General features: G+C 42.4%; 12 protein-coding genes, 1 other RNA gene and 1 pseudogene. 2 read left to right on the top strand and 12 right to left on the bottom strand.

Translation table 11 applies throughout. The features are described from left to right. Positions 1-252 precede the first annotated feature (252 nt). Complete coding sequence (locus tag BV214_RS04635) at positions 253-1,467, bottom strand: NAD(P)-dependent oxidoreductase (protein WP_086476314.1); 1,215 nt, start codon at positions 1,465-1,467, stop codon at positions 253-255. A gap of 361 nt (positions 1,468-1,828) precedes the next feature. On the opposite strand from BV214_RS04635, the gene ssrA reads away from it, so the two are divergent. Then, positions 1,829-2,225: a transfer-messenger RNA gene (gene ssrA / locus BV214_RS04645) on the top strand. Between the two features lie 366 nt (positions 2,226-2,591). On the opposite strand, the gene BV214_RS04650 is transcribed toward ssrA, so the two are convergent. The 3 genes from BV214_RS04650 to BV214_RS04660 all read right to left on the bottom strand — a co-directional run bounded on the left by BV214_RS04650 (position 2,592) and on the right by BV214_RS04660 (position 5,336). Further along, complete coding sequence (locus BV214_RS04650) at positions 2,592-3,263, bottom strand: C40 family peptidase (protein ID WP_086476316.1); 672 nt, start codon at positions 3,261-3,263, stop codon at positions 2,592-2,594. A 380-nt stretch (positions 3,264-3,643) separates the two neighbouring features. Then, positions 3,644-4,747 carry an endonuclease/exonuclease/phosphatase family protein gene (locus BV214_RS04655; RefSeq protein ID WP_217868587.1) on the bottom strand — a complete coding sequence of 368 codons (1,104 nt, stop codon included), beginning with the start codon at positions 4,745-4,747 and terminating at the stop codon, positions 3,644-3,646. 310 nt (positions 4,748-5,057) lie between these two features. Continuing rightward, positions 5,058-5,336 (bottom strand): hypothetical protein, encoded by a 279-nt coding sequence (locus BV214_RS04660; RefSeq protein ID WP_086476317.1) that lies wholly within the window; start codon positions 5,334-5,336, stop codon positions 5,058-5,060. Between the two features lie 176 nt (positions 5,337-5,512). On the opposite strand from BV214_RS04660, the pseudogene BV214_RS04665 reads away from it, so the two are divergent. Beyond that, positions 5,513-7,017: pseudogene (locus BV214_RS04665) on the top strand (IS1634 family transposase). Positions 7,018-7,218: 201 nt separating this feature from the next. Here the strand turns inward: BV214_RS04665 and BV214_RS04670 are convergent. The 8 genes from BV214_RS04670 to BV214_RS04705 all read right to left on the bottom strand — a co-directional run bounded on the left by BV214_RS04670 (position 7,219) and on the right by BV214_RS04705 (position 23,281). Further along, positions 7,219-8,154, bottom strand: a complete 936-nt coding sequence (locus BV214_RS04670) for a BspA family leucine-rich repeat surface protein (RefSeq protein ID WP_086476318.1) — start codon at positions 8,152-8,154, stop codon at positions 7,219-7,221. Between the two features lie 279 nt (positions 8,155-8,433). Continuing rightward, positions 8,434-9,609: a helix-turn-helix domain-containing protein gene (locus tag BV214_RS04675; protein WP_176328453.1), complete on the bottom strand. Its 1,176-nt coding sequence runs from the start codon at positions 9,607-9,609 to the stop codon at positions 8,434-8,436. Positions 9,610-10,008: 399 nt separating this feature from the next. Further along, positions 10,009-13,341 carry an amidohydrolase family protein gene (locus BV214_RS04680; RefSeq protein WP_086476320.1) on the bottom strand — a complete coding sequence of 1,111 codons (3,333 nt, stop codon included), beginning with the start codon at positions 13,339-13,341 and terminating at the stop codon, positions 10,009-10,011. 3 nt (positions 13,342-13,344) lie between these two features. Then, positions 13,345-14,301 (bottom strand): uracil-DNA glycosylase family protein, encoded by a 957-nt coding sequence (locus BV214_RS04685; protein ID WP_086476321.1) that lies wholly within the window; start codon positions 14,299-14,301, stop codon positions 13,345-13,347. A gap of 211 nt (positions 14,302-14,512) precedes the next feature. Next, a complete protein-coding gene (locus BV214_RS04690; RefSeq protein WP_086476322.1) occupies positions 14,513-16,636 on the bottom strand; it encodes an nSTAND1 domain-containing NTPase in 2,124 nt (707 codons plus the stop codon). Beyond that, the gene (locus BV214_RS04695) at positions 16,633-18,138 is read right to left on the bottom strand and encodes a toll/interleukin-1 receptor domain-containing protein (RefSeq protein WP_086476323.1); all 1,506 of its coding nucleotides are present in this window, start codon (positions 18,136-18,138) and stop codon (positions 16,633-16,635) included. Before BV214_RS04695 ends, BV214_RS04690 begins: the two co-directional genes overlap by 4 nt. A gap of 293 nt (positions 18,139-18,431) precedes the next feature. Further along, a complete protein-coding gene (locus BV214_RS04700) occupies positions 18,432-21,890 on the bottom strand; it encodes an eCIS core domain-containing protein (protein WP_245806744.1) in 3,459 nt (1,152 codons plus the stop codon). Positions 21,891-22,234: 344 nt separating this feature from the next. Further along, a complete protein-coding gene (locus BV214_RS04705) occupies positions 22,235-23,281 on the bottom strand; it encodes an eCIS core domain-containing protein (RefSeq protein WP_086476324.1) in 1,047 nt (348 codons plus the stop codon). Positions 23,282-23,285 lie beyond the last annotated feature (4 nt).

The raw sequence follows: 23,285 nt of genomic DNA on the forward strand, positions 1-23,285 counted from the left end.
ACTGCCAACTAGCAACTGAGCCCCTCTCATTATTCCATACTTTGTATTAAATACTATCAAAAATCCCTCCGCTTTGCTCCTTCAGGCAAACCACCTCCCATTGTCTAAAGGGAGGAGCTTTTGCTAATTCCTTGCAGTGTGTGATAGGTAAAAAGTGTATCTAAATTCCAATCCTATTTACCTACTACTGACACCTGACTACTGATTACTGAAGTAATTGATCACTGAAAAAAACTGCTCACTGCTCACCGATTACTGACTACTGATCACAGGTTCCACATAATCTTGGAGATAGGCATACCTTTGGGTGAGTTTTCCATCTTTGGTCATCCGTGCCCTTTCTAGGATTCCTTCTTGGTCCCCATTAAAAAAGGCGGGAATAATATTTTTGAGAAATGCCTTCCCAAAGCCCTCGGTGGCATCCCTAGGTAATTCGCATGGCAGGTTATCTACCGCCATCACCGCGATGGCATTTGGATCCTTAAAATCGACTTCGGCCCCGGTTTTGGGATCGTATCCATAAATAGGATCTTCAATGGTACTCGCCCGTATGGTAGTAGCTATGGGGCCATCAATATCACAGCTGATATCGGCTACTACTTTTATATTAAAGTCGTCTTTCGCCACATCATCACGGGTATAGAGATAGGGGGCATCTTCATCATAAAAATGTCCGGCTATATACAAATCGGTTACCCTGGCAAAGCGAAAGAAATTGGACTTATACTCGGTCGGATTCTCAAAGAAGTCGAGCCTACTCCCCAGCTTGCCATCCGTTCTTTTGTTATATTTTGAAGCATCTATTTGGCAATAGACGGGTTGATTAAACTCCTTACTGAGAAAATCCGTGGCATTTACCTTTTTAAGCTGCATGGCTTTCAGCATTTCTTCCGCTCCATTACCAACTCTTCCCCTACCGGTCAGTAGGATTTTAATATTGGGAAGATCAATGCTATTCAAGGCTTCAATCAGCTCTTTTTGGTCTTTTAGGGTTTCTGCTTTTGGCAGCTGGTACAGGTCAAATTTAAGTCCATACGCCCTAATGCCATTATAGGCACCAACAATGCCTGCATATTTCCCAAAGGCTACCAACCGCTGTCCCTTATCACCGGTAAACACCTCGTGATCGTACAGCTCAATGTTCTTTGCCAGAATGGCTTGTAACAAGGCCCTATTATAGGGTTGTTTTTTAATGGTATGGGAAAAGAAAATGTATTTTTTATTGGGGATTAAACTTTGGATGGGCACTTCTTTTACCCCTAAAAGTACGTCGCACTCTTCCATTGCATCGGCTACCTCTATTCCGGCATCCTTATATTCTGCGTCTGTAAACGCTCTAAGGGGCGATGGCTCTACAACAAGTTGGGCCTCTTCATATTTGGCCAATAATTTTTTACAGGTTTCAGGAGAAAAAACCGCCCTTCTATCGGGAGGACTTTTTCGCTCTTTAATAATTCCAAACTTCATCAAATCATAGTTTTATAACTCCTGAAAGGAGATTCGTTGTAAATATAACATTTAAGGTGCTGAGGTCAAAATTTTTTTAGGAATAGTTTTTGCACTATATTTGCAGCCGCGTTAGGGATAGAGGCGAGTACCCTGCCTGCCGAAAGCAGGCTTGTACTGCCGAAAGCCCGACCCGGAGCATAGATTGCAAAGTCGCTAAAGATTGTGTATATTCTAGCGAAGGGAAACGCCCAAATGGCCATTGGAATGGTACCGGTCATTTGTTCTTTGATAAAAATCATGAGAATTGGAACGACCCATGCATTAATTTGGTGCAGGGTTCCGATAAAAAGGTACGCCAAGGCGTACGAATCTCATTGAAGGGGCCGACTGGTTTTGACAGCGAGACCAATTGGAATGTAAGCATGCCGAGCGCTGGGCTACAGCTCGTAAATCTCATTTTCCACACTTTTAATTGGCGAAAATAATTACGCTCTTGCCGCTTAATCTGAATCATAGTAGGATTAGCCTCGTCCCTACAAGGTAGGGAAGCGAGATGTTTCTGGGAAGCCCTTGTTGACGGCGTCCCTTTCAGAAGCACCAGCAAAGTCAACACAAGGGTAGTGAGGCTTCGGCACTATCACCAAAACTTAAGAAGCTAAGTGTGTATTAGGCGGTTCCTAGTCAGGTGCACATCGAAAATTAAGTAGGAACTACGCATGTAGAAAGCATTTTAATTGCTTGTTTGGACGAGGGTTCGAATCCCTCCGGCTCCACAATCACCCACAACTGCGTTGTGGATCAAAACATAAAAACCCAACAAGTTTACTTGATTGGGTTTTTATGTTTTTAGACACCTGACTTTCTAAGTCAGGCAGTTGTACTTGCAGATCAGAAGCTACTGGGGATATGCAATCCTCCGGCTCCACTTCAAAAAACCACCTACGGGTGGTTTTTTACTCATTACTTTTTATGTTGTTTTTTTATCGGTATTCGTGAACCTACTAACGGCGGTTTCGTTTCCCCCTCGGGATTCGAAGGCCAACGCATCAGCTCGCGACAGAGCCTGTCCTGAATGGGAGGAATACAATAAAGGAAAATCTTCGGTATCTTTTTGCTAGGTATAGCGGCTAGAAATTAAACTACTAGTTTCTATTTTTTATAATTTCAACTAAATATTCCCTGGTTGCCTTATCCAACACTCCATTCCTTTGAAGTTCCTTGTTGCTGGACTGAAAATCCTTAAGGCAGCGCTCCGTCATTGGACCAAAAATACCGTCTGAAGTACCACAATTATACCCCAACTGTTTTAAAGCGTCCTGCAGCTTTGCCACATCCTCCCCGCTGTCACCTATTTTGATGTTCCTACTACTGAAATTGGGAACCGAAACACTGCGCAACCGTCTAAATTGAAGGATTCTCTCTGCGGGGTAGGCACTCAAAGACACCTGGTTTCCTTGGTTACCCCCCAAGCAATAAACTCGCTGCTTATCGTGCGAAAAGCCCGTATAAAATCCTACATGCCCTTTCCATGAATTCCTAGACTCCCTCCAAAAGACCACAACATCCCCTGGTTCCGGATTGTCAATGGGGGTGCCTACATTTAACCAGGAACGGGCATCCAACCTCTTGGACCGTTCCAATCCGGCTTGGAGGGCTACCCAATTCGCGAACAAACTACACCAGGCCGTTTCGTCTGAAGTGTACTCCTTAAATCCACAGTCCTTGGCATACTTCAGAATTTGAGTATTAGCCTTTGCTCCCTTAATTTCCTTGACACCTATTTCCTGAGACAATATTTCGATTAAGTTTTTCATATCGTTTTAATTATAGATGGGGTATAGAAGGATTGTATGTTCCGTTTTGAATCCATCCAATCCTATTGTCAGAATTTTTGGGAGGCATATCCCAAAAAGGTAGCGCAGTACTTATAGGTACCTTGGTGTTCTTAAAAAGTAAAATACCGAAATACCATACCGCTAACAATTAGGCTGGCAGCAAGAAATCCAACTTTTTATTTGGAATACCCCAGCAACCTATTGGTACATGCGGGCATATACCTTAAAGTTTGGATTAATAAAAAAGGGAGGGATCCCTAAATTTAAGAAAAAAAATACGCTTTACGAAGTTTTGCTCCTGGATTCTTTTAGCCCAACTTAGGCCGAATAAAGCATTCCATAGTAGCACTTCTCCTTGCTCATTTAACTTGGAATACAGCCAAAACCCCTTTATGATCCGAAGGCCAAATTCCTTTTGGTTCCTTAATTACATCTTCCCCAGGATTGGTAGGGACTCTTTTCCCATAAGCAATACTGCCTACCGGCCCTAGCAAAGACACCTCCTTAAGATCCAACCCCTGATCGGGGTAGTAGTATATATAATCTATTCGGTCCCTATCATCGGCCTCGGGAGTCCATGCCAATTTATCCACTTCAACCAGAGTGTTGTTGGCAGGCCAGGTAATCCCTGGGTGTGTCACGGGATTTGGATATTTTACACGATAAGCGTCTACCAATCCATTGTTATAAAAAGTGATACTATTTTGCCAAGGAACTACCACCCCATTGTGATCGAACAAATCCTTAGTATCGTCTCCCCAATCCAAATGGGACGGCTCGTTAAAATCGCCCCCCAAAATCACCAAATTGCCTTTTTCTTTTTCCTTCATGGCATCTTCCACAAAGAGGGCAACGGCCTCATCCCGTTGGGAGGCAAGGTTCTGTTCCAATATTTTTTCTACGTTCAACACGGGTTCGGACAACTTGCCCCAGTTAATGCCATCATATCCTCTTGGGAGGTAACATGCATAATGGGTATAATCCAAATGAGCACTATAAAATGCTACGGAAGTACCGGCCACATCAATCAAGGCCTTGGTAATGGTTCCTCTATCATCCTTTAGCGGATATAGCGCTTCTTGGAAAAGGATGGGAAACCTAGAGATAATACCCGAATCCTCGCTGTGTTGGGAGTAATACACCTGTCCTTTTTCTGCCAAGGCATCTACCAACCGCTTGGCAAGACTCCGATCGTTATAATTTCTCACTTCACTTAAGGCAACTAAATCCGCTTTGGTATTCAAGATTTCGTCTACAATTGCATCAAACCCGCCTGGCACTTCATTACCCTCCTGCCAAATATTAAATTGAAGCACCCTTAACTCGCCATTAAAAGAAGCCTCGGAGACGGAATCCATCTTAGAATTCACCATCGTTTCTTCATTGTTCTTGGTATTGGGGTTACATCCTAGGAAGACAAGTGAGGCAATTAGGATATAGTTAAATAAATTTCGTTTCATCATTTTACAAATATTGTCCATAAAAAAGGCACGAGGAGCTACTCCCCCTACCTTCCAAAATTAACCAACCTATAATTTTTTGGATTTGTTACTATTAAATCCATTAAGAGGCGCCAAAATGCAGCTTTTGGCGCATCCCAGTACAGTTTTCTTATTTTTTAATGGTAAATCTGTATTTCCCATCTCCTCCGATATCATATCCTGAAAAGCCAAGAACAAGATTCAGTTCCCCAGATTCCACATCATAGGTCCCTGCATCGCCTTTGTAAAAAGTAATGTTATAACCACTTCCTTCTACATTATAATCTTCCAGTTAGGTTACCGTACCGGTATTTGTACCGGTATTCACAGCACATAATTCTAGGTCCAAAACCGTAGGTAGGTTGGCATCTGCCCAAAAGTCAAACTCAATTCTTAATTTTTGACAATCTTCCCCGACTATTTCCCCAGAACAACTAGAAGGGCTATAGCTTGGATAGATACTATCCCCACAAACAATAGACCCCTTCCATAAACTTGCCAAACAGAAAGCATTTTCATTCACCACCGTCAATTGTAGGGAATTGTTTTTACTCTCATTTCCAAGCCCCATTATCACTTTGGGATGATCACTATGCAACTTTATTTGCACAGCCGTATCGCCCTCTGCATCCTCCTGTTTTGTGCGCCTCTGCTAGGTAAGGCTTGGGAACCCCTGTAAACATTGAATTTTATTTTTGTTTTGGGTGTCCCACGCCTATTTCATGTGCTTTTTCTACCTTTAGTGTCATGTTTGTACGACGAAAGCGTAATGCAAGTGGATCAGTGAGTATTCAGATCGTAGATAAATCCTCTGGCAAGTATGTTTTATATGAAACCGTGGGGAGTTCCAAAGATGCTGATGAGATTGAATTTCTTTACCATAAAGCGCAACATAAGATAAAAACCATGGGTTCACAGGCCCTTCTTCCTTTTTATCATGAAGAAGAGCTGCAGTTTGTCGATACCTTTGTAGCGAGCTTAGAAAGCATGTCTTTGGTTGGACCTGAGTTATTACTGGGAAAGATCCTTGACCAAATAGGATTTAATGCTATCGAGGATGAATTTTTTAGAGACTTGGTTATTACCCGCATCGTATATCCAGTAAGCAAACTCAAGACTACGGATTACTTGTTCAAGTACAAAGGCATCCAGACGAGTGTATATAGTATCTACCGATACTTAGACAAACTACATGACAAGCAAATGGAGCAAATTAAGACCATTAGCCTTGATCATACCCTGCAATTATTAGGCGGAAAACTATCGGTTGTTTTTTATGATGTAACCACATTATACTTTGAAGCTTCCCAGGAAGATGATTTGAGAAAAGCTGGATTTTGTAAAGATGGTAAACATCAGCACCCACAGATTGTATTAGGTCTGCTGGTAAGTCAAAATGGCTACCCTCTAGACTATGAAGTTTTTGAAGGCAACAAGTATGAAGGAGACACCCTGATGCCCGTTCTGGAGCATTTTAAAGACAAGTACGAGACACAACAACTCATTGTTGTAGCGGACTCTGGATTAATGTCTAAAAAGAACATTGCATGCCTTAAAGAAGAAGGGTATCAATATATTTTAGGGGCACGGATTAAGAACCTAGGGAGCGAGTTGACAGCCCAGTTATTAGATCTCGATCTCCATAACAAGGAAAGTGCAGCTATCCCGATGTTAGGCTCAGAAAAGCTTATTATAAGTTATAGGAGTAGCCGCGCTAAAAAAGATGCAAAAAATCGTAAAAGAGGGTTAGAGAAGCTTGAAAAATCCATTACATCAGGTAAGCTTGGTAAAAAAAACATTAATAACCGAGGTTATAACAAATACCTGAAAATGGAGGGAGATGTAAATATCTCCATAAATTACGACAAGTATGAAGCTGATAAGAAATGGGATGGGCTTAAAGGATACATAACCAATGCATCTCTAAGCAAGGAAGAAGTTATTCAGCAGTACGGACCTTTCGCATCTCAAAATCTGATTTACAAATACGTCCAATATACCACCGGTTGAAAAGACGAATATTAACGCATATATCCATTTCCTTCGCAGCATGCAAGGTTTATAAGGAACTGGAGAGGCTATTAAAAGAAAAGCAAGCAAATTATAGTGCAGAGCAAGCAATTGATATCATCAAAACCATCTATAAAGTAGGGGTACAAACACCTTACTCTAAAACAATACACCAAAGAATGGTACTAAAAACAAAAGATCAAGAAGAAATAGTGCGGCTATTGATTTGCAATCCACCTTAACCTTTATTACTCCTTAATATTTCACAAGATCCTTCAAGGCAGAATTTAAAGTACCTCCCAGCGAATATGCCGAATCCCAAAAACCCAATACGGGATAAGTAAGAATAGAAATGCCATTAACCCTAAGAAATCCCATCACAAAAAATATTGATGGAGATACAAATTATAGCCAAGCGCCTTGCCACTTGGTGTAAACTGCCACTAAAGAAATCGTTTCCTTATGTTGATAGGACTGGCATTACCAGGACGGGGTTTGCCTATTTTATAAGTGGTGGTATAGGGCTCAGCTGGGCAATCCTTACCGGCATCTATGATGGACCATCCAAATTTATCCATAATCAATTGGCGAGCGGTTGTTCCCTCACAAAAGGTAGTCTCACCTACAAAAAATGAAACTCCACGCCGTAAGTCTAGCATACTCCACCCTTTTAGGAGCTTGTCGTAATTAGCGGTAGACAATCTGGAATTCATAAACATCATTTCCATCTTATTAGTCCTACTTACATCCCAGCCACTAATATCTTGATTGAAGGATTTTGCACCATGGAACATAAAACTCATATCTCTTACCTTCCCAACATCCCAGGATCCGATGTCCTTATTGAAACGTACAGCACTACTAAACATATGCCCCATATCTGTAACGCCACTAACGTCCCAATGACCAATATCCTGATTTAAAGATCGGGCACCGTCAAACATCCCTCGCATACTGCTAACCTTCGAAAGATTAGGAGCATCCGCGGCATTGATTACCACATTGGAACATTTATAAAAACTCTTTTCCATAGAATCCCAAACCTGGTTACCCCACTGCTCCACGGAAAGTAATTTTTTAGAGTCCGAATGTAAACTGAATTTAATATGTGGAAAGTCGCCACTTATTTTCACAATATAAATCCCCGCCCTAGAATAGGTATGCTTAGCAGCCCCCCTATGGGAAGTGCTATACCCATCTCCCCAATCTACCGTATAATTAAAAATTCCCTCCCCTATAGGGATTTCTATACTCTTGGCATCGGTTTTTCCGGGATTATCGGTTTTCCAGGTAGTGATAAATTCGCCCTGTGCTAATAAACTACCATAACTTAAAAAACAGAAAAAGGATAATAACAATGTAATGGTTGGGGTTTTCATGGTAATCAAATCACTAAAATTTGGTTCTTGGTTAGTTCGTTAAAGTGAAATAAGAAAGATATTTTACATGCTTTTTTCCGTTACCAACTTGTCAGAATTGGTCAATATAAAACCGTCTAGAAAAGTGCGAATTTTCTTTCTATACTTCAAACTACGATTGCAAAAAAACTACATTAAACGAGAAATATTGCTATTAAACGGATAAAAAGAGTGTTCAAATCAAATAAGAACACCTACTAGAAGATGGAATTACATCCCATAAGAAGCTGTAAAAGTGCACTATAAGCTATCGGCCTCAAATTTTAGCGCATATTCACTTGGACTAAGGTCCATTTCACTTTTAAAAGCCTTACTAAAAGAGCTTCTACTTGAAAAACCGCATTCCCAAGCCAAGGCCTCTATGGTATTAGTTTCTAAAAAACCTATTTCGATTAATTTTTTTGCATGCTCCATGCGCAACTTATTCTTGTAGGCGGTAAAAGAAATCCCGTAATATTTCTTTATAAAATAGGAAAGATGGTGTGCTGGTATTTCCAATTCCCTAGCACATTTGGTAACGTTAAAATCTTTTTCCAAATAGCGTCGCTCCTGTTGCAAGTTTTCCAATTTGGATTTTATTTTGGTTTCCTCCAATCCAAATTTTTGTTCAGAAGATGGATTGATAGCTTTTTCAATTTTTACAGGCTGTTTTTTAATTCGAGGGTAACCGTGAAGAATTGAGGGAAAGTAAATAGGAATAACACCTATGGAAAATATGATAAGATACAGTATCAATGGTATAAGGGCCTTACTGTTTTTATAATGAAACAATAACTCCAACACACTAGATCTCATCATGTTTTCTAAAGCATATAACATAGCCAAAATAGAAAAGAGCATCAAGAACACCCAAAAAACCATCAACCATTTATTCAAGATAACCTTTTGGTCTTCCTTATTATCTTCCCTAATAAAATTTCGCAACTTGGGCCATACCAACACTAATGTGGAAAACTGCCACACATGCCGCATAAGCATATGCTGATCTAAATTTAACAACCAATAACTTACATGAAGTCTGTTTTTTGGGTCGGTGATAGCCTCATGCAACATACTGTCATATAGCGCATCTGGCTGCAAATAGACGTAGCTTACATCAATCACACTTAAAATAAATGGGATAAATAATAATAGGTAGCTATTCTTCCATTTAAATTCATCCTCTATAATTGTTATAAAATAAAAGTAAACAGGGATGGCAATTACATTATAAAGCATCAGTGGCCATAAAAAAAACCAGGGAGCTAGTGCCAAATTTCCACCATCTATGATATAGGCCTGAACTGTGTAGAATGAGAGCAATAGGTAAAACCCACCCAAAAATCCAGTGGCCTTGGGGTTGGTAGACTTCTTTAGGAAAAATATGCTTGTTAGGATAAAACCAAAAATTCCTGTTATCAATAATATATTACTCAAAACAATACTTTTAAAATTCAGGGGCCACATTCATTAGACCGCTTTGCTTATTGATTAAACCCCAGTTTGCTCCCTGTAAACAAAGGCTATCTTGGAAACTACCACAGTTTCAGATCCCTTCAATATAGCCAAGAATAAATCAAAAAAAACAGGGCCTAATCAATAATATCACTCTCTATAGTCCCGCGATGGAAAATCCATGATCTGGGTCTAAACATTTACATAGACACTTCAAATAAACGGAAAGCAGTAAAAACCACCAACATTAATTTAAAGGAAATCTTTAGCTACTATAAACTTTTACGTACTTTACAATACTCTTAAAAGATAATTGGGTACGGGAACAACCCCTTAGTGGTGATGTCGCTTCATTGACACCAATAAATCACTTATACTTATTTAGAAATCAATATTGGAAAGGGTATCCATGGCCGTTTCTATTAGATCTGCATTTCCATGAAGCAGGTCATTTTTTGTAATCTTATGCCTTAGGTCTGGCACAATGCCCAGATCTTCTATTGGTTCCCCATTATTACGAAGAATTCTACGGACGGCTACACTTAAATTAGCTCCTTTTGGCATTGGTTTCAGAGGAATTCCGTCTAGAACTTGATCTGCCATAAGACCCCGCAATATTTCATGACTCCAGACATTTGCCCCTCCTGCACCAGTATTGGAGTGGATTCCTATAATCTTCCCCAGGCCATGGTCTTGAAAGCCTGCAGCGAACATATCGGCCGCACTGTAGCAAAGGGCATCGGCAATTAAAACCTTTGGTTGGGGAAAAATACTTTTCAACCGTTGCCCCCCTTCCAATTTCGTAATTGGATATCCCCTGGAATAACGGTCTCCCGTAACTTTTGAAAGATTAATTGAACGAATCCAATCCGACAGATCAATGATATCATTCTTATCTCCATATTTCTCGCAAAGTTGAAGCGTCAGTTCCGAATTAATGAACTGTGCGCACTGAAATTCCATAGCCCCTTCCGTTAGGTGTGCCAATAAAAGATCACTGGCTGTAATTAATCCGCCCCCATTCCCTCTAATATCCAATATGAGACCGTTTATAGGATCCTCCTCCAGAATTTTGAGTACGGAAATGAAATCTTCTACAAACTTTTCTGCATTGGAAGCGGCAAAACTATAGATTCGGATATACCCAAAACTTAGACCTTCCGAGGATTTTTTTACAACCTTCCCCTTCATTAAATCCGGGTAGTTCTTGGGACGGGCCCACGAACTCTTTTTTTGGGGAGGTCTATTTTTGGTTGCCCCACCATATAGGGTTCCCTTTAACCCATTAACCGACAAGGTATCGTAATCAAAACCATAGGACAACATGGTAGCGTTTTTTTTCTGTTTGTCCAGATCAAATTGGGGCGGGTGATACGAAACCAACCATTCAAATTGGAGCTCCAAATATGTAGCCGTTTCGGGATCAAAACATTCCAATTGGACCCTATGTTCAATTGGCGGACTGGAAGTCCCCAAAGAGCGTATGGTAAGCGTATCCAACCCCCTTGCATCCCTAGCTGCCTCATTACTCCCCGATTGATTTTCGGAGTTTAGCGCTATCGCCTTTTTTATTGGAATATTGTTCCAGTACAATACCTCCAGTCCAGTTTTATAATCCGGGTTATCCATTAGGATATCCCTAAAATAAGTGGTGATGATATATTTAGGCTCAGTATCGAAGGGAGTGGGATAGTATTCTTCAATAAGAAATGGCAAAAAAGCAAACCTATTTTTATACGGTCTGGGAAGAATGTATTTAGTGTGCAGGTCTCTAAGGGAACTGAAAATATGTAGAAGTTCCTGGTGAAACTTATAGTCGTCCTCTAACCGCTCCGGATGATATTTGGCATCATTTTTAATGTTGCGCTTCATTAAATCAATTCTGTGTATTGGATGTACGGCATACATAGACCTCTTAAGTACCTGATGCACATATACTTCCCCAAGGATAAGTTTCACCTGGTCCAAAATGCACAATTTCTCCCCCACGGATAAATTACTGGACATTTTCTCGAAGGTTTCCAAGGGAATGGGTTCCTCCAAGTTTATTAATTTCAGTCCCTCTATATTATAATCGCTGTGCATTAGGGACAAAGACGACCGGTCATAGAAATCCGGCAATTCCTTTCTTATATATGCCGGTAAGGGATGGTAGGCCATTCTTCTAAAATGCTCATCGTCTTCCATTACCGTTAGCTTGTCCAAGGGAAGCGGTTTGGCAATTTCACTGAAGGGGATGCCCCCGCCCCATTCCAATTGCGCCTCGTCCAAATCCGCATCGGCACCCTCATGATGATCGGTTACTAAAATCCATTCAGTATTCAAGGGGTTATCCGATGCAGTCAATAAAGGGCTCCCATTGGCCTGCTCCAAGTTGGCAGCCAGCTCATTTAAATTATTGAGACCCCGTGCTATTTTATCCTTGGCTGCTTGAAGAGCCACGCCCTGGAGAATATTATCGGGGTCCGACTCCTTCAGGTAGAGGTATCTGGTAGAATTCGCTATTTTAAATTTTTCTATATGTAGGGGGTCAAAATCAAATTTTTTTATAATTCTGTTTTGGGCACATCTAGGGACTCCATTAATAAAAATTCCCAAAAGACTTATTTCCGAAGCCTGAATTAACTTGTAATACGGATCACCTTTGTAGCCATGAACAACAATCATATCTGCCTTTTTCCCCGTTTCCAGTGATCCTAAGGCTCCTTCCCATCCCAGTATACGGGCAGGATTGGAAGTAACCATACGCACCAATTCCTCATTAGAAAAAACAGGCGCATCATATTCGTATTGACTTACCAGATAGGCAACTTTTAACTCTTCCAATAGATTTTTACTCCCGCTGGGCGACCAATCGGATCCCAAAGCGATCAATATGTCATTGCGCTTGGCCGCTTTAATATTGGCCGTACCACCGTAAAGCACCAAATTACTCATTGGGGACCAGGTCATGGACCCTCCATGATCTCCTAAAACCTTAAAATCTTCAGGTTCTAAGCCGGCACAATGTATCCCGTTTACCTTTGGGGTGATGGCCCATTGACCATCGGAAATCCGTAGGTTGGTAAAAAAGGACCTTGCCCTTTCATCTACTCCTTCCGCAAGATGCAACAATCGGGTCTTTATTTCGGACAGGGAGTCCTTAAATGCCTGGGCTCCCCCTGGTCTAACATCGGCAATTTTGGTGAGCGCTTCCGGCAAGGCGTCCTCATTGGTTTCTTCTACATTCCTGATAACCCCATGGAAAACCTTTTTAGTAAGGCTAGAATTAGCCAAAGTAATCCCCTGTGAGGTAGTTACCCCACCCACTAGACATTTACATTCCACATATCTAACAATTGCCTGCGGAAATCCGGGGGATTTGCCCAAGGTTTGCATGGGACCGGTTACATTAATACGATAGCCTTTTATCCCCTTCCATTGGGAATGGTTCCTATACTGTTTATCCGCTATCCAGTAGGGTAATATATTATAGGGAAGATGGTTGTGAAGCTCAATCATTCCCGGATAAATGGTTCCTCCGGCTTTTATGACATCTGCTTTTTTGAAGCCGTCGGGAAGTCCTTCATTCACTTTCCTAATGCCCACTATGTTCCCATTTTGCACAAATACCCTCCCCCTATCCAGAACCCTGCTATCCTTATCCATAGTAACGATCCTGCCCTCTAGAGCATACTTAAGATTAAAATTGGGATGTATAGGATGGTTGGGCATGGGTTAGATGGATTGCCAAATTATATTTTTCACCCTATCCGCGGGGTCTCGTTTGCTATTGGTTCCATGTGTGCCATGCCAATAAGGAAGGCCGTAGGGCAAATCATATCTAGGGATATCGGCCATATGCAGCGTTTGGTCCCAATTTCCGGAATACGGGCTAAGATCCAATGCGGAAGCATCATCCGGTGTCAAAAAATCTGCAATAGGCGCTAACTGGTCATTCCAACTGGGATGAGTAGTTTGCTCCGGAGCTGTTGGATGTACCAAATTAAAAACCGTAATATTCTTGGAATTCTCCCAATGATTCAAGGCGTGCTTGGCTCCTGCCCCAAAAGTTAAAATTGCTTGGATGGGATTTTTTTTGATGAAGGTATTTATCAAATCATCCCGAAATGTTTTAAGCGTAGGTTCCAAGGAGACTCTCCGCATTTCCGTATCAAATTGCCCTTTAATGCTATAGGCAAATGTGTTTATAATGATATACGACCGGGTGATGCCCACCTTGTTTAAAAATTTTTGTAACCGTTGTCCTGCCGATCCCACGAATGCTCTTCTGGCAATCGCTTCGTCGGTTGATGGGTCTTGACCAATGATCAACACCCTAGCGGTATTGTCCAGTCTTCCTCTGTACAACACCCCCCCAAAGGCCGTTCTAAAACGCTGGGAAGGATGGTGTAGATAATAGTCATCGGAAAGTTCGGAGAATTTTTGAAGCCAAAATGGCGGTGGACCTGGATCGTACTCATTGTCCATTGCTGCACGTTGTATACCTTGGGCAGCAAGAAAAAAAGAATTGGCGCCTAGGTCATTAATGGTTTTAATATTAAACGCCTCCTGTAAAAGAGCCGCATCTTTAGGGGACACCCCTTTTAAAGCAGCAACCGGCAGCTCTCCCAGTTCTTGGATCGATTTCTGGTAGTGGTCCTTTATGATAAGCTTATCCAAGGCAAACGACATAGGATTATATTTTAGCTATTCTAACAGGGGGAATCACAGTACTATCAGGGAGAAAAGTGCCATCGGCAGTAACAATTTAGTCAATTTGATTCAATAGATTGGGTACAACTGCATAGTTGGTGCCTATGAGTGTATAAATGGTGCTAGTTGGTGTTGATTAAGCTACTTAGTATTCCCTTTGGTGATATAGATGGTAATTCCAAGGAAGGAATTAATTGGCTGTTTTGGAATAGGCTTTTTTACCATACTCCTTGATTTCCGCAAAATGTGCCATAAATAGTTTCATTTGAGAAATCGCTTTCGAATCAAGGGTATATTTCTTTGCTCGGACTTCCTTTTGTATTTCAGCAACCGTTTTTTCCGCTTCCGCAATTAAACTTGGAGTCCAAGCCGTAATTTTGGTCTTGGTAAGAAAGTAAAAGGCATCTCCCAATTCCTCGGGGGTCATTTCCCCCCTGTTAGCGGATTGAAGCGTTTTCAGGGTTTTCAAAATCGCATCCGAATTACTGGCCTCATTGGTTCTTTTCACCTGTAAATCCTTCCTTCTAATGTCCTGTTCAGATTGCTTTATGGCGGTATTTAGGTTGGCGGAAACTTGGGTCAACCTATTTTTAGTAGCGTTATCAGCCCCGGATTGCGCGATGATATTCTCAATGGAATCCTGGGCACTTTTTAAGGTTTCCAGTTGTGCCGTTGCCTCATCCCTTTCCTTTAGAGCTACCTTAGCAATACTGTCATTTAAATTAGCAAGTTTGTTCGCAGATTTTTCCGCTGCCTCACTTTTTTCTTTTAACTTTTTATAATTAAAGGTCGTAAAAAGGGTTACTGCAGAAATCAACACCAAAGCTGCAATCCAATAGAATAAGGCGCGGAGTCTTTTTTTACTTCTTAGTTCCTGTTTTAACCTTGCCTCCTCCAATCGTAGATTTTCCAGGTTTTGATCATCACTAGCCTTGAGATACTCCATGGCCAACTCAAATCCTTCTTTATAACGATTTGCCCATACCTTGGTAGGTTTAAATTTATTTTTCCATTCAAGGGCCAGTTCCAGCTCACTCCCGCTAAGAAAGTCCTTTTTTCCCTGTTGGTGCAGCTCGGCAGCTTCCACCAACCGCAGATAGATCTTGGCCGATTCTGCTTCTTCATCCATCCATCGATTCAACCGTTGCCATTCCCTAATCAGGCTTTCATGGGAGATATCTATCACCTTATCCCTTGTATCGGCTACGTCATTTACAATAAGAAAGGAGCGTTTCCCTTTTATAAAGAATTGGATTATCCGAAGTACCTCCTCTGGCTTGGCTCCGGTGAGTTCTACCAGTTGGCTGAGCAGGACAGGGCGTCTGGTCTTACGGCCATGTTCATCGATGGTCGTCAGGGACTGAAAAATTTCCTTAGCGATGGAGAACTGTCTCTTATCCATGCCGGCCAGGGCCTCGTCTGCATGTTTTGCCAATGCCTCCTGCATGCCCCCTATATATTCATAATCGCGCATATCCAATTCCCCACTTTTGTCCTCCTGCAGTTCGTGATCCCAAATACGCATCAATGCATGTTGTAATAAGGGCAATTCATCTTCATACTGGCCTACATCATTCAGAAGCCTGGAGACTAGGGCGGGATTGAGTTTGCCAGCATATAATTTTGCCGGTCCTTCTATGGCCATTTTTAATTGAACCCGATTTAGTTTGGGTACCAGAAACAGGCTTTTGTTCATGGCCTCGGGCAGCCCATAAAACTTTGTACAATCCCCCAAAAAGTCGGACCGCATGGTAATTACCACATAGAAAGGGACTTCCTGCTGCTTGGAGAGTTCCAGCATTATATTTACGAAGTCATTCGCTTCGTCTTTGTTGGCAGCACTTTTCTGAACCTTGGTAAAGCGGAACAATTCCTCAAATTGATCTATTAAAAGAAAGAAGTTTTTATGCTGCTGTTGTTTTATATTTTTGAGAAACTGGAGTAAGGGACTTATCCCATCCACTTCCATTGCACTTAAAAGTCTGGGAATTTCCTGAAGATCCCTTTCGGCATCAGTCCACCCTACCAACACCTTTACCAGATTATAAAGTGGGGCTTGCCCAGGACGCATAATCCCGATACACCATTGATCGCTTCCCTGTATTAAATAGCCTGCCTTTAGAGCAGGAATGACTCCCGCTCGTAATAGGGACGACTTACCGCAACCGGAACTCCCTACTACCGCAACGAAATGGTAGCTGTGCAACTGCTGCAACAACTCCATGACCTGGTCATTACGACCAAAAAACAGCAAACTCTCATCCACGTCAAAGGGCCGCAGGCCTACATATGGATTTAATGAATCTCCCTTCATACTCCCGTAGGTTTTAATGCTTTTATAAACTTTTCCAGTGCCAAACCATCTAAAACCTGTTGATTGCTATTGTCAATAATGTTAATTTTCAGAAACTTTTGATTGATCCACAGATCGTTGTCTTCCTTGTGTGGCGGTGCCATATAAATTAGGAAATCCTCAATGGGATAATTACGGGTGATAATCAGTTGAAGGGCCGCACTCATACGTTCAAGAACCCACTCACGGGATACCTTGCCATAGAGAAAGATGAGTTTCTTAACCTGCCCGATCCTATTGCCCAAGATCTCAATATTTTTTCGCGGATCATCCTCCTGGGGATTTATAAAAGGCTGAATATTGTTTTCCAGCAATGCTTTCCCCAAATCGAAAGCATAATTCTGGTCGTTTAAATGCGTATCCAATAGCACGGATAACTTATCCTCGGTGGAAGGATTCTCCACTTCCATCAATTTAATCTGTTCCGCAAGGTCTGCAATCTGCTTTGCCAATAGGCTCTTGGGCCCACGAATAAACTCCACGCCCTTGGACATTCCTTTCCCTGCTTCCAAATCGCTTAAAAAACGTTGATACTCCAATTCCTCGATAGAGGAGAAATCCAATTCCGACGGTACCCAGATCATTTGCGGATTTTGAAACCCGAGTGCGATCTCTGCTTGTTTCTGGGGATACCAGAATTGGGGGGCACCTATAATCTCCCTCCCTGGGTATTGATCCAATAAATGGACCGTTAGATCCGATTTTTTTATGGCTTCCTCGGTAGATTCTCGATGTGCATTTACCTCATCCGGAGGCGGAATTCCGGTAATAACCTCATAACCCTTTTTTTCCAGTTCGGAGATAATACGTTTACGGGAAGTGCGCAACGTATCGGGTACTTCTCCAATATAGATGGTAAAGGCATCGGCAACCCTTGTAGGATTTGAAGTCCGTTCTTCCCGCTCCCTCCTTAAATCATTGATCAATTCCCATATCCCGTCCCTTAGATCCTGCATTCGGGATATATAATTTTTGGAATCCGTCTCCAACAGGTCTCCGAAATCTTCCTTCTCCCGGGCGTCATGGAAGCTAAATCCGGTAGTTCCCCTCAAGGGGGTTGGCCACTCTTCGTAGGGGATATTATTGAGCAATACGTGAACGATTCGGGATCGGTCTGCCACCTGAAGCCCATAAGGATCGTTTTGAACCTTTTCCTGAAATAGTTCCAGCTCTTGTTGGCAATAATCGGATTGCTTATAACCTGGAGAATTTAGCACAAGAAAAATGGCCGACTGTGCTATGCCGTTTTTGATGGACTCGTCAAAAAGTTTGGTGCCGTCCAGTTTCTTGTCGTCCCACCAAATCTTAACCGTACCCATACGGCCATAGCGCCTGTCCAACATCTGTTTTAAATGGGCATAAAACAATTTTATCCAGCCCTCTTCCTGCCCGGAGAATGTTGCATTGTCTACATGGGCATAGCTTATAAAAATATCATATTCAAAACCAGGTATCAGCGCCATACAGTATTCCTTTAATTTTTTGGTTCCCTATAAAATTGGAAGTCGACTTCCAGGGCATGTCCAATTCCTTTAACATTGTTCCATGCATAATCGGGGGAAATATCAGTACGTAAAGGCTACCTCAAAAGCTTGGGTGGGGTAGTATTGGTAGTTTACTATTTATCCTTGGGTTAATGTGACTTAAATTTAAGAAATATCTTGCAAAAAGAGGCCGAAATGAGGCTAAAACGTCTAAATTATTCCGCTAAACGACGAGGGTAGAACCTCCAGTGACCTCCATTGATTCCAAGAGGTTATACGATGGTAAAAGGAGTTGGGTAAACGGTAGTATCCCTTACGAGGTTTACAATCCTCCTGACCACTTCTACGTGCCTATCATCGAGTTCCGTACTGGCCCTGTGGTCTCCCATCATGCCTGCTACATCGGTACCACCTCTACTTCCACTGGCCGCTTCGCCCGTTAACCTACTATAGTCTGCGGGAGTTAAATTATATTCATCGGGATTGCCAACGATATGTCCAAATTCGTGCGCCATGGTAGAGTCGTCAAAGCCATCACCGTTGGCACCCCTCAAGTAAACTTTCATCCTTCCGCTCCTTCGCCAAACCGCAGACCTTCCTATATCATCTTCCAAAACAATGGTTTTGTCAGGGCTCGATAGACCAATGGCCATGTAATTGGCAAATACCAGTCGTAACCTTTTGCTACCACTCTTAAGTACAAATCTGTTGTTCCAGTTCTCATCTATAATTCGGACCCAATCTTCCAGGGTTGCATTGTTAAACTCATAATCGGAAGGAAGTTCCGAATCATCAATATTGAACCTTAAGGGTATTCGAATCTCATTGGAGGTAAAATGTACAGGTAGTGTCACCGGAATTCTTGAAGCACTTCGTGTACGATGCGTACCTTCGGCCCCAGCCGTCTGCCATAAGGGATCGTGGGAACGAATCGCAGCAAGGAGCAAATTTCGATCACTGCCAGACAGTCCAGAATTGATTAACAACAAATAAACACCGGGCTCATTAATGATTGTCCTCTGATCAGCCGCACTCAGCCCTCTAAGGAAACCATCTATATCACTGACATTTATCTCCGTAGCCCGAAATTTTTGGATGAGACTGGCCACGTTGGCCGGCATGGCTGCACTACCATATTTTAACAATAAAGCTGTTTCGGTAAGGTCCACACCACTTAGTTCATCTCCCATTTCCGATAGTATTTTTGGGTCGCTCCCCAATCGTCGTAGCTGGGTAGCACTAAGGGTATTATCGGTAAGAATTGATCGGATGGCAACCATGTTTTCCTTCCTGATGGCCTTCAGCAGTTCCTTTTGTTTTGTAGCGGGGGTAAACTCATGAATCCCAATGGCTGTCCTTGCTAGATCCAGATCCTCACCGGACAATTCTTCCTCCAGCATATGAACAAACCACGGATCCCCAACAATAATATTTCTGGCTTGTGCATTACCATTTATAAGGGTCAATTCTGCTATGAGTTCTTCCTCTTTGGTTCCCCAACCCTTTATATACTTCCATATATTTTTTACATACGGATTAGCTTGCCCGGATATGGTAACGAAATTCTCTACCCCTTGGTGCCTGGCAACCATTCGTAAATACCAAACTTCCTCTGGATCATATTCCTCCGCAATTAGGGCCCATAGTGCAATATCTTCCAGGATATTAACTCCATGGGCACCTCCTTCATGACTGGCGGCCTCTCTTACCATAACTACGACCCTATCAAAATCCCTTCCCCTAAATCCTGAGCGGGCAGCTACATTTAAATCTTTTCGTTCCCCACTTTCCAAAATAGCATAGCCTTGCACGGAGGCCGAATCACTACCTGTATCCCCAGGGTCAATATTAGTATAAAGTAAGCTGGTGGAGGTATCCAGTTCGTCCCCGGACAATTCATCCTCCAGGACCTCAATGAGCCCGGGCATTGCCTGTAGCTCCTCCCTTTCAGTCTGGGTGACACCCCTTAATACCGAGTTTATTCTGGCCTCATGGGTTCCCCAACGATCGGTGGCGTCCAAGATTTCCCTAAAATGGACCGGATAGTTGCTTTCTAACTGGTAGGTTAATAACAGGTAGGTTTTTAACATTTTCATTTCTGACGCCTCTCTTCGGATCTTCCGTTCCATAATTTGATCGTTCTTAATCGCATCACGGACAGTCTGACTGTTTTCACTTCTAATGGCCGGCCACACATTTGCCATATTTACAAAAACATCGTCCAGCACATCTTCAAACGCGGCCCTTAGACTAGCCTCCGTTTTTTGAATGGAAGGGGGTTGTTCCTTTGGTATCGGATTTTGCTGCTGCACCACATGGGTCAACTCATGCGCCAACAAATGTTTCCCCGCTGAACTTTGTGGATTATACTGCCCTTGGTTAAAATAAATATCGGAACCACTGGTAAAGGCCCTGGCATTCAGTTGACGGCTCATTTGGAAAGCATTTTGGTCCGTATGCACTTTTACTTTAGAGAAATCAGCACCAATACGATGTTCCATCCACTCGCGGGTTGGGTTAGGCAAGAATCGTCCACCTCCTTTTTTAGCGTTAAACTTTGATTCAAAACCCATAGATGGATTTAACTGTGAATTAGCCTTGGGGCTTATTTGGGTGGTAGTGGTCGGTGTTCCTATTTCACGATTGGGTTCCCCTTGAAATCGGGGATAACTATGGGTGACATTTGGCAGGTTATAGAGGTCACCACTTAAGGCATGACCGATGGCACCACCCAGATTCACAAACGCCTCGAAAGGGTTTTGGTTAAAGGGAGCCGTAATCGTAAACAATACCGCTGGGTTATTTTGACCTTCTTCCAGCGGATAATTAAAGTAACTCACATTGATCATTGTACCGATGTCCATAGGATTGGCAACAATGTTCAGGTTTGGAATGCCTTGATAGTGCTCAAAGTGAAAACTACTGGGAGCCCCGAATAGGGTGACATCATCGGCAGTAATATAACCGTAGTGCAATGCATTTCGGATAAAAGAGGTACCTCCGCTAAGTCCGTATGCACTATCAAAATGTTGTCCCAAATATTGCCTTGCACGTCCCAGATGGAACTGAAAGTAACTTAGAATAGGAATACCCAAGGACTCTAAAGCAGCCAACGGAAAGTCCACCAACCCATTACCCGTGTAGGGCGCCAAATCTACAATGCTCCCATTAGGTCCCTGAACAAGGAAGGTTGGGGAAGTGTACATAACACCATTTGCACGGAGGATCAACGGCGAAGGAAGCTGTAGGCTGAGGTTCGGCAACGTATCGGCAGCGGAAACTGATACTTCTGTATTGGGGGTTGGAGACTCTGTACCGGTAGGCCCATCTTCTTTTTGAATTATAGTATCTGCAGACGTACACTCCATATGCAAAGTACTTTCTGCCTTCATTTGTTTTTGAATAATGGGAGTATTGATTGTTGCTAGTGGTTTCATCCTCAATTCCTCCTCTTCCTGTTTCTGGAAAATCGGGGCGATGGTTGGACGTATCGGTTTCATCCGTAATTCTTCCTCTTCCCCACAGGTTTCGCATCTTCGCTGTAGGGGTGCAATTTGGGATGCAGGCATCCTCATCACCCCATCGGCAACGGTTTCGGCTTCCTGTTCATACCTATCCTCAGCTTCCCCGATCGCTAACTTTTTTTGAACAACTGGCGTAGGGGCTACAAACACTTTTGGATGTGTTTGAGATCTGGATTGAGTGGTATGTTTATGTTGTGAAACTTGCACTTCATTTATTTTTTATTGGTATACAGTGAAAATAGATTATGGGACATCGGTGTTTTCTGATTGAACTTGTCCTATTCCTTATTTTTTTTTTTTAGAAATCTACTTGCTGTGGCCATTGACCTAGGTTTCCCCATTATCCCATCTCCCATTATTACCCCGTCTTTAAAAAGATCATTGAGGTTTGGGTAAAGAAATAGCAGCTCGTATTCCATTTGGCGTTACACTTTTCACCCAAATTTCCAGATTTTCGACACTCTAGGCACCAGTCTGTTTATCAATGCATTAAAATTTTTCAATCTTACGGTTATTACTTGCTCCCATCTATTTATTAATAGGGTTAAGATCTATCTTGGGTAGGAAAATAGAATTTCGTTATAGGCGTCCACTACATACTGCCTACCGTTCCCGGTAAACTCTACCCAAGCATGTGTGGTGCTGGTCTCCCAGTCTGGGGATAAGCCCATTTGCTGAGACACATCATGAACTGATGAGGCATAATTTCTACATACATAATCCCCGTCCGTAAGATCCCCATCCCTACCTTCTAGAGCCAAGACTGCGCTATGCACCTCATTGTGCAGACAAATAATTCTATCCTCAAAGCTAGCTTGTAGGTTACATCTGGTTGCTATGTCGGTGGTAGTTTCGGAAGAGAGAGAACTGCCCACGAAAACAAAACTAATGCCCTCGGAAAGTGGATTACCCGCATTTCTATGACCTTGTAGCCACTGTGCGCTGCCAATAGATCCCACATGATTTGTAGTTCCACTGGGGACCGGGGCCCTTTCGGTTCCTTTGAACCATCGTTGTATGGTGGGTGTCTTGGATTGCTGAATAGTATGCGTTAATTCATGCGCCAACAAATGCTTTCCCGATGTAGATGTGGTATTATAATGGCCTTCATTAAAGTAAATATCATTTCCATGCGTAAAAGCCCTAGCTCCTAAAGATCGATTCATCTGAATGGCGTTTGAATCCGTATGTATGCGAACTTCGCTAAAATCAGAACCAAATGAATTGCTCATCTGCTGATTTGTAGCCTCCGGAAGTGCGGAACCTCTACCTTTTGTTTGGTTCAATTTAGTAGACAAGGCGGCGGTGGTATTCAAAATATCCCTCTCCGATTTCGCCTGTACCTTTGGCTGCTCTTCCTCCGTTGGGACCATTTGAATGACTGGCTTAATTGAGCTCGCCAAAGGGTTCATTTGCACTTGTTCTTCCTCGCATTCTTCACATTTTCGCTGAATAGGGGCATCAGGTTGCGGCATTCGCATTACCTTATCCGCCATTGCATCTGCTTCTTGTTCGTACTTGTCCCCAGGCTGACCGACAGTCAATTTTCGCTGTACTATCCCAGGCCTATGCTTTGTTAAATAAGTCCCGTATCCCATAACT

It is taken from the genome of Arenibacter amylolyticus (genome assembly GCF_002150785.1).
GTDB classification, from domain to species: domain Bacteria; phylum Bacteroidota; class Bacteroidia; order Flavobacteriales; family Flavobacteriaceae; genus Arenibacter; species Arenibacter amylolyticus.

Excerpts from the sequence above, each read along its gene's own strand:
- BV214_RS04635 (WP_086476314.1), bottom strand. The coding sequence starts at position 1,467 with ATGAAGTTTGGAATTATTAAAGAGCGAAAAAGTCCTCCCGATAGAAGG.
- BV214_RS04650 (WP_086476316.1), bottom strand. The coding sequence starts at position 3,263 with ATGAAAAACTTAATCGAAATATTGTCTCAGGAAATAGGTGTCAAGGAA.
- BV214_RS04655 (WP_217868587.1), bottom strand. The coding sequence starts at position 4,747 with ATGATGAAACGAAATTTATTTAACTATATCCTAATTGCCTCACTTGTC.
- BV214_RS04660 (WP_086476317.1), bottom strand. The coding sequence starts at position 5,336 with ATGGGGCTTGGAAATGAGAGTAAAAACAATTCCCTACAATTGACGGTG.
- BV214_RS04670 (WP_086476318.1), bottom strand. The coding sequence starts at position 8,154 with ATGAAAACCCCAACCATTACATTGTTATTATCCTTTTTCTGTTTTTTA.
- BV214_RS04680 (WP_086476320.1), bottom strand. The coding sequence starts at position 13,341 with ATGCCCAACCATCCTATACATCCCAATTTTAATCTTAAGTATGCTCTA.
- BV214_RS04685 (WP_086476321.1), bottom strand. The coding sequence starts at position 14,301 with ATGTCGTTTGCCTTGGATAAGCTTATCATAAAGGACCACTACCAGAAA.
- BV214_RS04690 (WP_086476322.1), bottom strand. The coding sequence starts at position 16,636 with ATGAAGGGAGATTCATTAAATCCATATGTAGGCCTGCGGCCCTTTGAC.
- BV214_RS04695 (WP_086476323.1), bottom strand. The coding sequence starts at position 18,138 with ATGGCGCTGATACCTGGTTTTGAATATGATATTTTTATAAGCTATGCC.
- BV214_RS04705 (WP_086476324.1), bottom strand. The coding sequence starts at position 23,281 with ATGGGATACGGGACTTATTTAACAAAGCATAGGCCTGGGATAGTACAG.